At 66.4% G+C, this 14,271-nt stretch carries 9 protein-coding genes; 3 read left to right on the plus strand and 6 right to left on the minus strand.

Features of this window, described 5'->3' with window-relative positions; genetic code table 11:
- Positions 1 to 5: 5 nt before the first annotated feature.
- From BXU08_RS06770 to BXU08_RS06790, 5 genes are all read right to left on the minus strand, one after another.
- Positions 6 to 614 carry an FMN-binding negative transcriptional regulator gene (locus tag BXU08_RS06770; protein WP_077509364.1) on the minus strand — a complete coding sequence of 203 codons (609 nt, stop codon included), beginning with the start codon at positions 612 to 614 and terminating at the stop codon, positions 6 to 8.
- Positions 615 to 638: 24 nt separating this feature from the next.
- Positions 639 to 2,309 carry an amidohydrolase gene (locus BXU08_RS06775; RefSeq protein ID WP_253190532.1) on the minus strand — a complete coding sequence of 557 codons (1,671 nt, stop codon included), beginning with the start codon at positions 2,307 to 2,309 and terminating at the stop codon, positions 639 to 641.
- 70 nt (positions 2,310 to 2,379) lie between these two features.
- Positions 2,380 to 4,110, minus strand: coding sequence for an amidohydrolase (locus tag BXU08_RS06780; RefSeq protein WP_077509365.1), 1,731 nt, complete (start codon positions 4,108 to 4,110; stop codon positions 2,380 to 2,382).
- Positions 4,111 to 4,181: 71 nt separating this feature from the next.
- Positions 4,182 to 6,281 carry a TonB-dependent siderophore receptor gene (locus BXU08_RS06785; protein WP_077509366.1) on the minus strand — a complete coding sequence of 700 codons (2,100 nt, stop codon included), beginning with the start codon at positions 6,279 to 6,281 and terminating at the stop codon, positions 4,182 to 4,184.
- A 196-nt stretch (positions 6,282 to 6,477) separates the two neighbouring features.
- Complete coding sequence (locus tag BXU08_RS06790; RefSeq protein ID WP_077509367.1) at positions 6,478 to 9,192, minus strand: LuxR C-terminal-related transcriptional regulator; 2,715 nt, start codon at positions 9,190 to 9,192, stop codon at positions 6,478 to 6,480.
- A gap of 190 nt (positions 9,193 to 9,382) precedes the next feature.
- Here BXU08_RS06790 and BXU08_RS06795 point away from each other — a divergent pair, with 190 nt between their 5' ends.
- The 3 genes from BXU08_RS06795 to BXU08_RS06805 are packed head-to-tail and all read left to right on the plus strand — an operon-like array spanning position 9,383 to position 13,372.
- Positions 9,383 to 11,011, plus strand: a complete 1,629-nt coding sequence (locus BXU08_RS06795) for a hydantoinase/oxoprolinase N-terminal domain-containing protein (protein WP_077509368.1) — start codon at positions 9,383 to 9,385, stop codon at positions 11,009 to 11,011.
- On the plus strand, positions 10,992 to 12,104 hold the full coding sequence (locus tag BXU08_RS06800) for a DUF917 domain-containing protein (RefSeq protein WP_077509369.1): 1,113 nt from the start codon (positions 10,992 to 10,994) through the stop codon (positions 12,102 to 12,104). Before BXU08_RS06795 ends, BXU08_RS06800 begins: the two co-directional genes overlap by 20 nt.
- Entirely contained in the window at positions 12,101 to 13,372 is a 1,272-nt protein-coding gene (locus BXU08_RS06805) for a cytosine permease (RefSeq protein WP_077509370.1), read from the plus strand. Before BXU08_RS06800 ends, BXU08_RS06805 begins: the two co-directional genes overlap by 4 nt.
- On the opposite strand, the gene BXU08_RS06810 is transcribed toward BXU08_RS06805, so the two are convergent.
- Positions 13,359 to 14,231 carry an alpha/beta hydrolase gene (locus tag BXU08_RS06810; protein ID WP_171982448.1) on the minus strand — a complete coding sequence of 291 codons (873 nt, stop codon included), beginning with the start codon at positions 14,229 to 14,231 and terminating at the stop codon, positions 13,359 to 13,361. The two genes, BXU08_RS06805 and BXU08_RS06810, sit on opposite strands and share 14 nt — an antisense overlap.
- Between the last annotated feature and the right edge of the window lie 40 nt (positions 14,232 to 14,271).

Genomic DNA, 14,271 nt, shown 5'->3' on the forward strand with positions numbered 1-14,271 from the left:
ACGAGTCAGCTTTCCGCTACGAACGCGTCCACGTCCCCGGCCTGCTCGATCATGGCGCGCGCCAACGGGCTGTCGCCGAGCGCGCCGACGATTTCGTGGAAGGTTGCGCGATCCTCGTCCTGCCCGAGCTTGAAGCGGGCAATCTGGTGCACGACCCGCGCGCGAAACGCGACGACATGCGCCACCAGGCGCGCATAGCGTTCGCCCATCTGTTCGGGCTCCCAGGCGCCGCCCTCCATCGCCTCGACCAGCGCGCGGATCGCCGCGTCGCCCTGGTCCTGCTCCAGCGTAATATCGACTTCGAACTGGGCGAGCTGGTAGTTCCAGCTCGGCGCCCAGCCCGGCTTGGAGACCGCGGCCGGGCCGATATAACCGTGCGGCCCCATGAAGCTGACCAGCGCCCGCGGGGTAGCCTCGACGCGGGGGACATGCGGATTGGCCCTCGCGAAATGGCCGATGATCGTGTGGATCGTGCCGGCATCGTCCGTTTCGACGAGAAGCGGCAGCGGCGTCGAGATAAAGCCATCCGCATCGTGCGTGGTGACGAGGCCGAGGACCTCGCGGCGCACGAAACGGGCGACGTCGCCCGGACGGCGGGGTGCATAGCGGCTCATCGGGTGACCTTCTTCGACGAAAACTCAAACGGCATCGGGACCGAACCTCTCGCGTCCGCCGACAAGGGTGCGCAGGACCTGTACCTTCGGGATGGCGTCCGGCGCGACCGTGAAGAGATCGGCGTCGAGCACCGTCAGGTCGGCAATATAGCCCGGGCGGATCGCACCAAGCCGGTCCTCCTGAAAGCCCGCATAGGCATTGGCGCCAGTATAGGCTGTCAGCGTCTGGATCATGCTCACTTTTTGATCGGGCAACCAGCCCCGCGGATTGGCGCCGTCGATCGTCTCGCGCGAAATCGCGGCGAACACGCCGGTCAGCGGATCGAGGGGCGCGACCGGAAAGTCCGACCCGAAGGTCACCGTCGCGCCTGCGTCAAGGAAGGACTTGAAGGCATAGGTGCCGTCCAGCCGCTCCGGCCCGATCCGCTGGACCGCCCAGCGGCCATCGTCGATCGCGTGATAGGGCTGAACCGAGGCGATTACCTTCTGCCTGGCGAAACGCGGGATCGTGGCAGGTCGGCAATGCTGGGCATGTTCTATCCGGAAACGGCGATCGCGTGGCCCATTGATCCGCGCCACTTCGCCGAGGATGTCGAGCACGTCGTCATTCGCCTCGTCCCCGATCGCGTGCGTGGTGACGTGAAGCCCGGCCTTGTCGGCGCCGAGAATCCAGCGGCGGAGGTCCGCCAGGCTGGTGACGCGCACGCCATGCTGGCCCGGAGCATCGGCATAGTCCCGACGGAACAGCGCAGTGCGCGAGCCGAGCGAGCCGTCCGCCAAAGCCTTTACGCCGCCCCAGCGCAGCCAGTCGTCGCCGCGGCCCTGCTCGCGGACGATCGCTGCCATCTTCTCCCAATCGGCCAGCGGCACGAGCGAATAGAAGCGCATGCCCGGCTCGCCTCTGGCACGCAGGCTTTGAAGGCTGGCATGCGTCTCCCATTCGATCTCGGGAATATGTACCTGGGCCACGCCGTGGCGAAGTCCGTGCGCGATGCCGTGGCGCAGGGCCTCCTCGTTCGCCGCTTCGCTGGGCGGCGGCAGCACGCGTTGCCACAGGAGATTGGCATTGTCCTTGAAGATGCCGCTGGGTTCGCCCTTGGCGTCGCGCCCGATGACACCGCCGGCGGGATCGGGGGTGCGGCGGGTGATCCCCGCCGCGCGGATCGCCGCCGAATTGAGCAGATACATGTGCAGATCGGTACGCGGCACCGCGACGGGCGTGTCCCCGGTCGCCGCGTCGATCCATTCTCTGGTCGGCAGTTCACCGCCCAGCCGCTGCTCGTCCCAGCCACCCCCGAGGATCCAGCGGTCCGGATGCGCCCTGGCTGCAGCGCCCAGGCGCGCAGCGAAATCGGCGCGATCCTTCGACGACAGCAGATCTGGCTGGGTGAGCGTCCGCGAGCCCTTGAGGAAGTGGCTGTGGTTGTCGATGAATGCAGGCATCAGAAATGCCCCCTGCAGATCGACAACGCGCGTGCCGCTGCCGCTGCGCGCACGCACTGCCCCTGCCCCGATCGCCGCGATGCGGTCGCCGATCACCCCGACTGCCGACAGCGTCGCGAACGCGCCCTCCCCGGTCCAGACGCGGGCATTGACCAGCGCGAGATCGAGGCTGCGCTCGGCGGCAAGCGCAGGCCCTGCCAGCACCATCGCAGCGCCCTGGCCGATTAATTGCCTGCGGCTCAGCATCGTCATTCCCCGCGCCAGTTACGAGCCCGCCAGCCTACGACCGAAATCCGGGAAAGTGGACCGGCTGGCGTGCGGATCACCGTGCTGTGCCGTCGAGACTTCCGAAGACGGTGCGTCCCTGGAACAGCGTGAGCAGCACCTTGGTCCGGTGGATCCTCGTGACCGGGATACGGAAGAGATCCTGATCGAGCACGATCAGGTCGGCGCTCTTGCCCGCCGCGATCGAACCAGTCCGCGTCTCGAGATGATTCACATAGGCGACGTTGAGCGTGTAGGCGCGCAGGGCGTGTTCCAGCGTCACTGCTTCGCCGGCGTTCAGCGGGGACAGATTGCCGCCCGGTGCGACGCGGGTCACCGCCACTTCGATGCCCTCCAGCGGATTGGCCGAAGCGACCGACCAGTCGGCACCATAAGCGATCAGCCCGCCGCCCTTGCGGATGCTGTTGGCCGGATAGATGTAGCTCGAGCGCTTGGGGCCGATCCGCTCCATCGTCAGCCGCATATAGGCTTCGTCGCATGCCCAGAGCGGCTGGAAGATCGCGGCAACGCCAAGCTTGCCGAAGCGCAGCTGGTCGGCCGGGTCGATGACGTTCATGTGCGACATCATCGGCCGGGTGTCGCGCACCCCGTCATGCTTGCGGGCCTGTTCGACGGCATCAAGCGCCTGGCGCACGCCGGCGTCGCCGATCGCGTGGAAATGAGACTGCATGCCCTTGGCATCCAGTGCCGCCACGGCCTGGGTCAGCGTATCCGGGGCGATCTGCGTTGCCCCCTTCACGTCGGTGCCCTCATAGGGCGCGAGCATCGCGGCGGTTTGCTGCGGGATGACGCCGTCGATGAAGAACTTAACGCCGTTGGCGGTGAGCCCGATATTTTTCGCGCGGGCGGAAAGCTTGAGGATGCTGGCCAGCTGGTCGAAGCCGAGATCGTTGTTCCAGCGCCAGTCCATCGCAGTGTGGACGGTGAGCCCGCCCCTGTCCTTGACCGCCTTATAGGCGTCGAGCGCTTTGCTGGTGCCGTCCTTGTCCCACTCGACGGCGGCGTCATGCCATGAGGTGATGCCCAGGCTGTTGAAGAACTGCGCGGTATAGGCGATCGCCCCTTCGAGGTCCGCGGGTGTCGGCGCGGGAATCAGCGGCTCGACCAGCGCCATCGCCGATTCCTCGAGCGCGCCGATCGGCTCGCCCTTCTCGTCGCGGTCGATCGTGCCGTTCTTGGGATCCGGCGTGTCGCGGGTGATCTTGGCGAGCTCGAGCGCCTTGGAGTTCACCCACAGCGTGTGCCCGTCGGACTCGAAGATCAGCGGACGATCCTTGGAGACCGCGTCGAGGATCGCCTTGTTCGGGATGCCCTTGGGCGGAAAGAAAGTCTGGTTCCAACCCGAGCCGAAGATCGTGCCGTTGCCCGGTGCCTTTTCGACGCACGCCTTGATGAGGCGCTGATAGTCCTCGACTGTCTTGCCGGCGTGGAGCGAACAGCGCGCATGGCTCATCCCGCCGAAGATCGGGTGCGCGTGCGCGTCGCCGAACGCCGGCATCACGAACTTGCCGCCCATATCGACGATCTTGGTGGCCTCACCCTTGCGGGCTGCGAGATCGGCGGCCGATCCGACCGCGAGAATCTTGCCGTCCTTGATCGCCACGGCCTCGGCCCAGGGCTGGCCCTCTTCGACGGTATAGACACGGGCGTTGGTGAGGATCAGGTCCGCCGTGACCGCCGGCGTCGCGTCGCGTCCGACCGTCGCGCAACCCGCAGTGGCGGCAAGGATCAGGCCGAGGGCTGCTGTGCGAGCATGTCGGGTAAGCATAAGTGGGGACAGTCCTGCCAGATAGAAAGAAAAGCCGGGGCACCCATGCGGCGCCCCGGCTCAGATACGGACTAGAAGCGGCGGCGCAACGTGCCGAGGACGGTGCGGTCCTTGCCGAGGTAGCAATAGCCCTCGTTCACGGGAGCGCCGCCGTAGCTGCAGTTCGTGTACACTCGTTCGTTGAAGATGTTGGCACCGTTCACCGACAGCGACCATTTGCCATAGCTCAGCTCGGCCATCGCATCGGCCAGCGTCACCGGATCGACTCGATAGGTCTGGTCGAAGCTGACCTTGTCGCTCTGGTAGCGTACACCGGCGCCAAGCTTGAGTCCGAGATCACCGCCCAGATCGAACCGCTTCGATGCCCAAGCCGATGCCTGATGCTCGGGCAGGTTCTCCCGCCGGTCGCCACGCAGGCGGCCATCGACCACCAGATATTCCGCGCGGGTATAGCTGTACGCGGCGGTCACATCGAAATCCCCGGGCAGCTTGATATTTGCTTCCGCCTCGATGCCGCGCGAGCGAGTCGAGCCGCCCTGGATGAAGTTCTGCAGCTCGTTCGGATCGGCGATCAGGACATTCTGTTCCTTGATGTCGTACGCCGCGAGCGTGAACAGCATCCGCGACGAAGGCTGGAACTTGATGCCTGCTTCATACTGGCGGCCGGTCCGCGGCACATAGGCCACGCCGAAGAAGTTCGATCCGAACACCGGCAGGAACGATTCCGAATAGTTGAAATAGGGCGACACGCCCTTGACCACGTCGGCGATGATGCCGGCACGGAACGTCCAAGCCTTGTTGGCTTCCAGCTCCACGTTGTTCACGTTCGACTGCACATTGTCGTGTCGCGCGCCGAACACCAGCGAGACGCGGTCCCAGGCGCGGATCTGGTCCTGGAAATAAAAGCCGGTCTGCGAATTCTTGGTGTCAGTCATCCAGCCCACGCCGGAGGCGAACGGCACGCCATACACCGGGTTGTAGAGGTTGAGCCCCGGCGCCTGGCCGAAGCCTTCCTGCTTGTTCTCGCGGAACTCGGTATAGTCGAACCCGCCGAGGATCTGGTGCTCCAGCGGTCCGGTGCCGAAGCTCAGCACCAGGTTATTGTCGCTGTTGAGGCCGGTGTACTGCGCACGGTTCAGATACCAGGCGCGGTTGGCGATCGTACGGCCCGGATCGGCATAAGCGCCGCCGAAGCCGGTATAGCCGAACACTTCCTGATAGTCGGTGTCCTGCTCGAACGCGCGGTTGCGGCTGTTGAACGCCAGATTGTCGCTGAAGCGATGCGAGAACAGCAGCGAGAACGCATAATGGCTGGAGTTCGTGTGATTATAGTCCGGCTCGCCGAGGTAGAAATCATCGGAGATCTTGGTCGCGCCGCTGCCGTCGATGGTCTTGCTGGTCGGCAGATAGGTCTGGCTGCCCAGCTTGTCGCGCTGGTACAGGCCGATGAACGTCACTTCGGTGTCCGGACCGGGCCGCAGGGTAATCGCGGGCATGACGGTGATGCGGTCGTTCTTCTGCCCCGGCTGCTGCAGGTCCGCGTCGCGGTACATGCCGACAAGGCGGGCCGAGACGCCATCGACGATCGGGCCGGTGACGTCGATCTGCGCCTGCTTGTAGTCGTCGGTGCCGTAGATGATGCCCATCTCGCCGCCGAAGGTCTCCTGCGGACGCTTGCTGATCGAATTGAGGATGCCGCCCGCGCCGCCGCCGCCGTACAGCGTCGACGAAGGCCCGCGCAGCAGCTCGGCGCGCTCGACGGTGAAGATCTCGATCCGGCCGCCGTAGATGAAGCCGGGCATGCGGTTGAGGCCGTCGAGGTACTGCTCGGCACCGGTGCCGCGCACCGCGAGGAAGTCGCCGCGGGTATCGACGCCGTTGAGTTCGCTGGTGGCACCCGCGCTGTAGCGGATGACGTCCTGCAGATTGACCGCGGCGCGATCGTGGAAGTCCTCTGCGGTGATGACGCTTACCGACTGCGGGATTTCCGTCACCGGCGTATCGGTCTTGGTGCCCGAGAGCGCGCGCTCGCCGGTGACGATGATGTCTTCGGCATCGTCGGCGTCCTGCGCCATCGCCGTCCCGGTCCATGCGACCAGCGCGCAGGCAGTGAGCAGCCCCCGCTTGAGCTTTCGCGTCCTCGAAATTCCCGAAACCAGTCGCTGTGCCATGTGCAAACCCCCGCTTTGTCCAAAAGACGCTCACCTGCCCCGGGTTTGCCCTGTAGGTGGTTCGGCGTCGGAAAATGGTTCCAAAATCCTGCACCCCATTGAACATGCTGGGAGCGGAAAGCGTCACGCGCTTTTCAGGGTAAGGGCCGGGTAAAGATGGGTAAGGCGGCGGGCACCGCGGGGCAATCGGCGCCGTTCAGGCTGCCGGCACCGTGTCGGAGGCTGCGATCAGCCCGCGCTCATGCGACACGCGCACCGCATCGCGCCGTTTCGTGACACCGATCTTACGAAACACCGATTTGAGACGATATTTCACGGTATCGGGCGACATTCCGATCAGCCGCGCGATCTCCTTGTTCGAATAGCCCTGGCTCAGATGCAGCAGGATCGCCGATTCCGCGTGGCTGAGACAGTCCGGCGCAGGCGCTGCGGCGACTGGGCGGCGGCCGGCCAGCGCCCGGGCGAGGTTCCTGAGGAACTGCGCGCGGAAACGATCTACCCGCGGTGCCGCGGCCAGCGCCTCTTCCAATCCATGCCGGACGAAGCGCTGCGCATCGATGAACGGCCGGACGATGTCCTGGAACATCGCAGTGCCCACAGCCTCGTCGAAATAAGCCTGCGCCCGGGCGGTGTCGCCGGCCTCGCGGCAGCCATAGCTCTGGAGCAGATGGAGCTCGATCAAGAGCCTACCGGCGCCATGCTCGCGCGCCCAACGTTCCATCGCGGCCAGCTCGGCGAGCGCGGCATCCTGCCTGCCCTCGATCAATGCGAGCCGAACCCGGCACAAGGTCGCGGCGACGGCGACCGGACGGTACAGCGGCGACTCCTCCACCATCGTATCCGCCAGCGCGTCGAGCCCGATTCGCTCGGCAAGTGCCTGCGCCGCTTCGATGCCGTCATCGTGGAGCAGCAGCAATTCGAGTTCGCAGACCCCGGCCAGCAATTCCAGCTGGCGCAATCGCCGGCGCCCGGCCACCTGCCCGGCACGGACCAGCAGCGCCCGCGCCTCGTCAAGCGCCCCCGCGCTCGCGGCGGCGCGCGCAGCAGTGAAATAGGCGGCGGCATAGACATCTACCCAACCGTCGAACTGCTCCATGTGCGGCAAGGCCCATTCGAGCAGCGCGCCCGCCTCCCCTGCCCGGTCCAGATCGTAGAGCAATTCTGCCTCGAACGCCGCGCAATTGGCCGCGAGATCGGAGCGGTCGCCGAAGTTGCGCTCGATTTCGACGCGGGCCACTGCGAGCACGGCGACAGCCTCCTTCAGCCGGCCTTGCGCATAGCGGATGCGGGCTTCGTGGAAGCGTGTAAACATGTCGCTATAGGGCGAGCCGAGCGCCTGATAATGCGCGCGCGCCGCCAGCGTGGGCTCCATCGCGCGTTCGAGCCAGCCGCCTTCATAGTATTTGGCGCCAAGCGACTCGCTGACATTGGCGAGTGCCAGGTGATCGTCCGCCGGTAGCGTGCGAAGCAACGCCTCGCGCCCCAGCAGATCCTCGAACGTCATCGGCACATTCTCATATTCGGCGAGCACATCGCCGACGACGCGGATCTCGGTCAGCAGGTCGGGCGGCGTGTCCGCGCTCTCCGCGCGCTCGACCAGCTGGTCATATTCCGCCCGCGCCGCTTCCATCCGCCCGAACTTGATGTCGAGATACAGTCTGGCGAGCACCAGCAGCGGACGCGCATCGACCGTTGCCGCCGGAAGCTTGGCCAGCGCGCGCTCGATCAGCCCCTGCTCGCCCTGCGGGATCAGCCGCCAGCCGCCCGCAGTCTCGACGATCTCGGCAAGCATCGCGTCGTCATCGGCCTGGATCGCATGGCTCACCGCCTCGGCCGCCTCGCCGCGCCCGGCGAACCACTCGGCCAGCCTGCGGTGGAGCATGCGCAGCTCGGTTGCATCGCGCCGCGCCAGCCGCTCGCGCAGATAGCCCGCGAAGAGCTGGTGGTAGCGATAGGCTTCGCGCTCGGGCGACAGCGGTGTGAGCAGCACGCCTTGATGCTCGAGCCGTTCGAGCATCAGCCAGCCGTCCTGCCGATCACACAGCAGGTTCACTGCCTCGCCGGTCACCCGGTCGAGCAGCGCGGTGCGGATCACCACTTCCTGCGTGTCCTCGGGCAGCGACATCAGCACCTGTTCGGACAGGTAGCGCGCCAGCTCGGTGCTCGACCCGCTGAACCCGTCGACGAAACGGCGGCGGTCCATCCCGCGCTTCAGGGAAAGGAACGTCAGCTGCAGCGCGATCGGCCAGCCTTCGGTGCGCTCGATGAGGCTGCGGACATCATCACCGCCCAGCTGTGCGCCGTCGGGCCGGGCAAGCATCGCCTCGGCCTCGCTCATCGAGAATTTTAGGTCTTCGGACGTGAATTCCAGCAATTGCTCTTCAGCCGCGAGCACCGACTGGCCGAGCCAGGGATAGTCGCGCGAGGCAATGATGAAATGGCAGTTGCGCGGCGCATGACGGATCAGCGACTGGAGGAAATCGGTGACGCCCGCGCTTTCGGCGGAATGGAGATCGTCGAGGATCAACACCACCGGGCGCTTCTCGCGCGCGATCCGGTTGATGATCACCGAAAGCGCCGCGCGCGAAGGCACGCCGGCAGCGATCCGGTCGCCTTCCTCCACCGCCTCGCCGGGCTCTACGCCGCTCAGCGCCAGCGCGATATATTGGGCAAGCCGATCGGGGTCCGAATCGTCGCGTTCGAGCGAAAGCCATGCGACGAGCAACGCATCGTCATCGAAGCGCGCCCGCCACTGCGCGAGCAGACTGGTCTTGCCGTAGCCGGCGGGGGCGTGGATCAGCGTCAGCCGGCGGGCGAGCGCCTCATCGAGCCGCGCGAGCAAGGCGTCGCGGCGAATCTGGTCGCCCATCCAGATCGGTGGCGCAATTTTGGTCGGGATCAGTTCGTCCAAACGAAGTTGCCCTTCAATCGAACCTGCTTTCCGGTCCAGTTACCCTGCTGCGGTCAAGCTATAGGGTCCGGAGGCGGGTGTCTCAACCTTACCCGTCCATGGGCACGTCTTACCCGTTCGGCAGGTTGCGTGGCCGGGCTTCCGGTCCTTAGCTCACGACATTCAGGGGGCATCCTAAGGGGCTGAGTTCGTGCGGATTGGTGTCGATGTCGGGGGGACGAATACCGATGCCGTCCTGATGGACGGCGGGACGGTGTTCGCCTGGACCAAGCAGCCGACTACGGCCGATGTCGGCTCGGGGGTCGCCGCGGCGATCGCCGAAGTCCTGTCGCAGGCCGATGTCGCAGCCGGCGCAATTGCCTCGGTGATGGTCGGCACCACGCATTTTACGAACGCGCTGGTCGAGCGCAACAAGCTCGATCAGGTCGGCATCCTCCGGCTCGCCAGCCCCTCAGGCGAAGCGCTGCCGCCGATGACCGGCTGGCCCACCGACCTCGCCGGTCGCATCGGCAGCCATGTCTACCTCCTCCCCGGCGGCTATGAAGTCGATGGTCGCGAAATTGCGCCGCTCGACGAAACCAAAGTCCGCGCCGCCGCCCGCGAACTTCGCGCCAAGGGCGTCAACGCAATCGCGATCAGCAGCGTCTTCGCACCGGTCAATTCGGCGATGGAAGAGCGCGCCGCAGTGCTGGTGCACGAAGAGCATCCCGAAGCTGCAATCACGCTGTCGCATGCGATCGGCCGGATCGGCTTCATCGAGCGCGAGAATGCCGCGATCCTCAACGCCGCGCTCGGCAGCCTTGCGGCGCGCGTCGTCTCGGCGTTCGAGCGGGCGCTTGTCGAGATCGGCGTGCAGGCGCCACTCTACATCTCGCAGAACGACGGCACCTTGATCTCGGCGCAGCAGGCCGCAGCCTATCCGGTACTGACGATCGGATCGGGCCCGACCAATAGCATGCGCGGCGCGGCCTTCCTCACCGGGGTGCGCGACGCGATCGTGCTCGATGTCGGCGGGACCACCACCGATGTCGGCGTGCTCGCCAATGGCTTCCCGCGCGAATCCTCGGTCGCGGTCGATATCGGCGGCGCGCGCACCAACTTCCGCATGCCCGACATCCTCGCGATCGGGCTGGGCGGCGGCACGCGCATCCATCTCGATCCTTCGCAGTACCAAGCCGAGGCACTCGACAACGACAGCTTCAGCGTCGGCCCGGACTCGGTCGGCTTCCGCATCGTCGAGCAGGCCCGGGTGTTCGGCGGCGACACGCTGACCGCGAGCGACATCGCCGTCGCTGCCGACCGCGCGCAGTTCGGTGACCCTTCCAAGCTCCCTGCCCTCTCGCAGCCGGTGATCGACGCGGTCTGGACGCGCGGACAGGCGATGATTGAGGAAGCGATCGACCGGATGAAGACCAGCCGCGGCGATGCGGTTCTGCTCGCGGTCGGCGGAGGCAACTTCCTGATTCCCGATACGATTCCGGGTGCGGCGCAGGTGATCCGGCCGCCGCATGCTGCAGTTGCGAACGCAGTTGGCGCGGCGATCGCGCAGGTGGGCGCGCAGATCGAGCAGGTCGTATCCTATGACCGCGAGCCGCGCGATGCCGCGCTCGACCGGCTGCGCGGGCAGGCGCGCGAGCAGGTGATCGCGGCGGGCGGCGTGCCCGACAGCGTCGAGATCGTCGAGCTCGAAGAGGTCTTTCTGAGCTATCTTCCCGGCCGCGCTGCGCAGGTTCGGGTGCGGGTTGTCGCCGATCTGGCCGAGAATGCGCATGTTTTGCGCCAGGAAAACACGGAATCCTATGCAACCCAATCGCATTGACCGCGAAGCGCTGATCGATCTCGCCACCGGCGCCGCGTTCCTCGGCTCGGGCGGCGGCGGCGATCCCTATTATGCGCGGCTGCTCGGCGAAGCCGAGATCGCGCGGCGCGGCGCCTTCGACCTCGTTTCGCTCGATAGCCTAGCCAACGATGCGCTCGTCGTCCCCTGCGGCTGGATCGGCGCGCCGACCGTCTCGGTCGAGAAGCTGCCCAATGGCCGCGAGGCATTGAACGGCCTGCGCAAGCTCGCCGAGATCATGGGCAAGCCGATCGACGCAGTAATGCCGATCGAGATCGGCGGCGGCAACGGCCTCGCCCCGCTGCTCGCCGCAGCCGAGCTCGGCATTCCGGTGGTCGATGCCGACGGCATGGGCCGCGCCTTCCCCGAATCGCAGATGGCGATCTTCAACATCGAGGGGCTCTCAGCCTGCCCATCGGTCGTCACCTCGTCCTGCGGCTCGCTCTCGGTGATCGAGACGTCCGACAATCTCGAGCATGAGCGCCAGGCCCGGAAACTCTCGGTCGAACTCGGGGGCACTGCCCACATGGTCGAATATCCGCTCAGCGGCAGCCAGGCGAAGCAGCACGCGATCGGCGGCAGCATCACCGCGGCCATCGCGATCGGCAAGGCGGTGCGCGAAGCACGCGCGACGGGCGACGATCCTTTCGTAGCGCTCTACGTCGCGTTGCGCGACACCGGGCTCTACCCGCATGCCGGCGCGCTGTTCGACGGCAAGATCGTCGACCTCGAGCGCGAGACCCGCGGCGGCTTCTCGGTCGGGCGGGTGATCATCGAAGGGTTCAACGGCCAGGGCCGGATGGAGATGGAGTTCCAGAACGAGAACCTCATCGCCCGGGTCGATGGCGTCGTCCGCGCGATGGTCCCCGATCTCATCACCGTGATGGACCGCGAGACAGCGGACAGCATCACCACCGAACGGCTGCGCTTCGGCCAGCGCGTCAAGATCGTCGGCGCCGCGGCACCGGCACAGCTGCGCACGCAGCGCGCGCTGGCGATCGTCGGCCCCGGCGCTTTCGGGCTTGCCGAAGCCTATCAGCCGATCGAAACACTCAATGACTGGGGGAATGGGTGAGCAGCAGCGAAGCGAACGACGAATACGCCCACTCCCCAGTACCGGACGGGATCACCATCCCCGGCTGGCGCGTCGGACTGATCGTCGCGAGCTTCTCGATCGGGCTGCCCGATTTCCTCAACGGCGCGCACAATGCGCTGGCGCTCGGCTTCTCCAAGGCGGTCCTCGCCGCGCTTTGTGCCGGCCTCCTGCTCTGCGCCGCCGGATCGCTCACCGCGGTGACCAGCGTCCGCACCCGGCTTTCGACCTATCTGCTGGTCCGCCGCTCGTTCGGCACCGGCGGCGCGGCGGCGATCAACACGGTGATCGCGCTGATCCATTTCTGCTGGTTCGGGGTCAACGCCTCGTTTTTCGGCGAAGCGCTGGTCGAGGCGGCCGCGGCCAATGGCCTGGCCGGCAACTTCACGGCGTTCGTCATCCTCGGTGCAGTGCTGATGACGGGCTCCACGATCATCGGCTTCCGCGCGCTCGATCGGCTGGCAATGGTCGCAGTGCCCGTGCTCGGCGCGATCCTGATCGCAGTGGTGGTCGCTTCGGTCAACGCGCGCGGCTTCGTCACGGCGCCGCCCGCCACCGCCGCCGAGCCGATGCATTTCGGCATCGCGCTGTCGGCGCTGCTCGGCGCCTATATGCTCGCGGTGGCGACGATGCCCGACCTTTCGCGATTCACCAGTACCCCGCGCGGCGCCGTGGCGAGCATGGCGCTCTCCTTCCCGGTGGCGATCCCGTTGATGATGGCCGCCGCAGCGATCCCGGCGCTGGCGATGCAGGAAACCAGCATCATGAAGCTGATCGTCCAGTTCGGCTTCGGCACGCCGGTGCTGTTCCTGCTCGTGCTGCCGACCTGGACGGTCAACGCGCTCAACCTCTATTCGTCGAGCCTGTCGCTTAGCTCCACCTTCCCGCGGGTGCGCCAATGGGTGTTCACCGTGGTCGGCGGGGTGCTCGGCACGATCTTCGCGCTGATGGGCATCCTCGATGCGTTCATCCCGTTCGTGCTGTTCCTAGGCCTGATCATCCCGCCGATCGCCGCGATCTATGTAATCGACAGCTGGACGCGCTATCGCCGCGCCGACGCCGCAGACTCGCTGCTGGCGCTGCCGGTCTTTCGCTGGGACGCGCTGGGTGTCTGGGCCGCATCGATCGCGGTCGGCGCGCTGGGCGCGTATAAGGGCCTGACCCTGACCAGCGTGCCGGCGCTCGACGCGACCTTGTTCGCAGCGTTGGCCTATGCCGCGCTGCGCTTCGTCCCCCTCAAGGCCAGGTAAAGGCGAAGCGCAGCGTCGAGGTCACCGCGCGGCTCGGCACGGTGATGTGGACCTCATCATCATAGGCTTCGTGGCGCGTGCGAAGACCATAAGCCGAGAGCGGTTCCATCCGCCGGACGAATGCCTCGGCGTCCCAGCGCTCGAGGATGGTCTCCTCGCGCTCGCCCCACACGACCATCAGCCGGCCGACCTTGTCGATCTTGCCCGACTGGAGCCGCGCCGCGAACTCGCGCTCCTCCTTCTGCATCAGGCGGTCGTGCCAGAACAGCGACGGGCTGGCGGCGATGACGGTGTGGAACGCATCGGGCCGGGTGAACAGGCTGTGGATCGCGAACAGGCCGCCCAGCGAATGGCCGAACAGCGACTGGCGGCCGCGATGGATCGTGTAGCGGCGGTCGAGTTCGGACCGCAACGGGCCGGTGAGGAAATCGAGGAACTTGTCCCAGCCGCCGGTTGGCGCCTTGCCGAGCTCGACATCCCAGGGCGGCGGGGTCGGACCGCCGGTCAGGTCGTAGAGGCGGCGGATGTCATAGGCCTTGTCGGTCTTGTAGCCGACGCCGACGACGATCGTCTTGCCGGGATCGGCCTTCATATATTCGTGCATCCGCCGCGTTTCCGCGAAGCCCGCGAACATCGCATTCCCGTCGAGGACATAGAGGACCGGATAGCCGCCCTCAGGCGCCGGCCCTGCGGGCTTGGACACGAATATCTGGTAGGGATACCCGTCCGCGCCCTTGAGCTCCCAAGTCTCGGTATCGGGCATGACATAGCCGGGCGCCGGCGGTTGCGCCTGGGCGAACCCGGGCGAAGCGCCCAACAGGCAGAGCGCAAGAGCGCTGGTGGCGAGCAATCTGGACATCCTATTCTCCCCTTGTGGTTCGAGACCGATACAATCGCCT

Origin of the sequence: Sphingomonas sp. LM7, assembly GCF_002002925.1 — a bacterium.
GTDB lineage: Bacteria > Pseudomonadota > Alphaproteobacteria > Sphingomonadales > Sphingomonadaceae > Sphingomonas.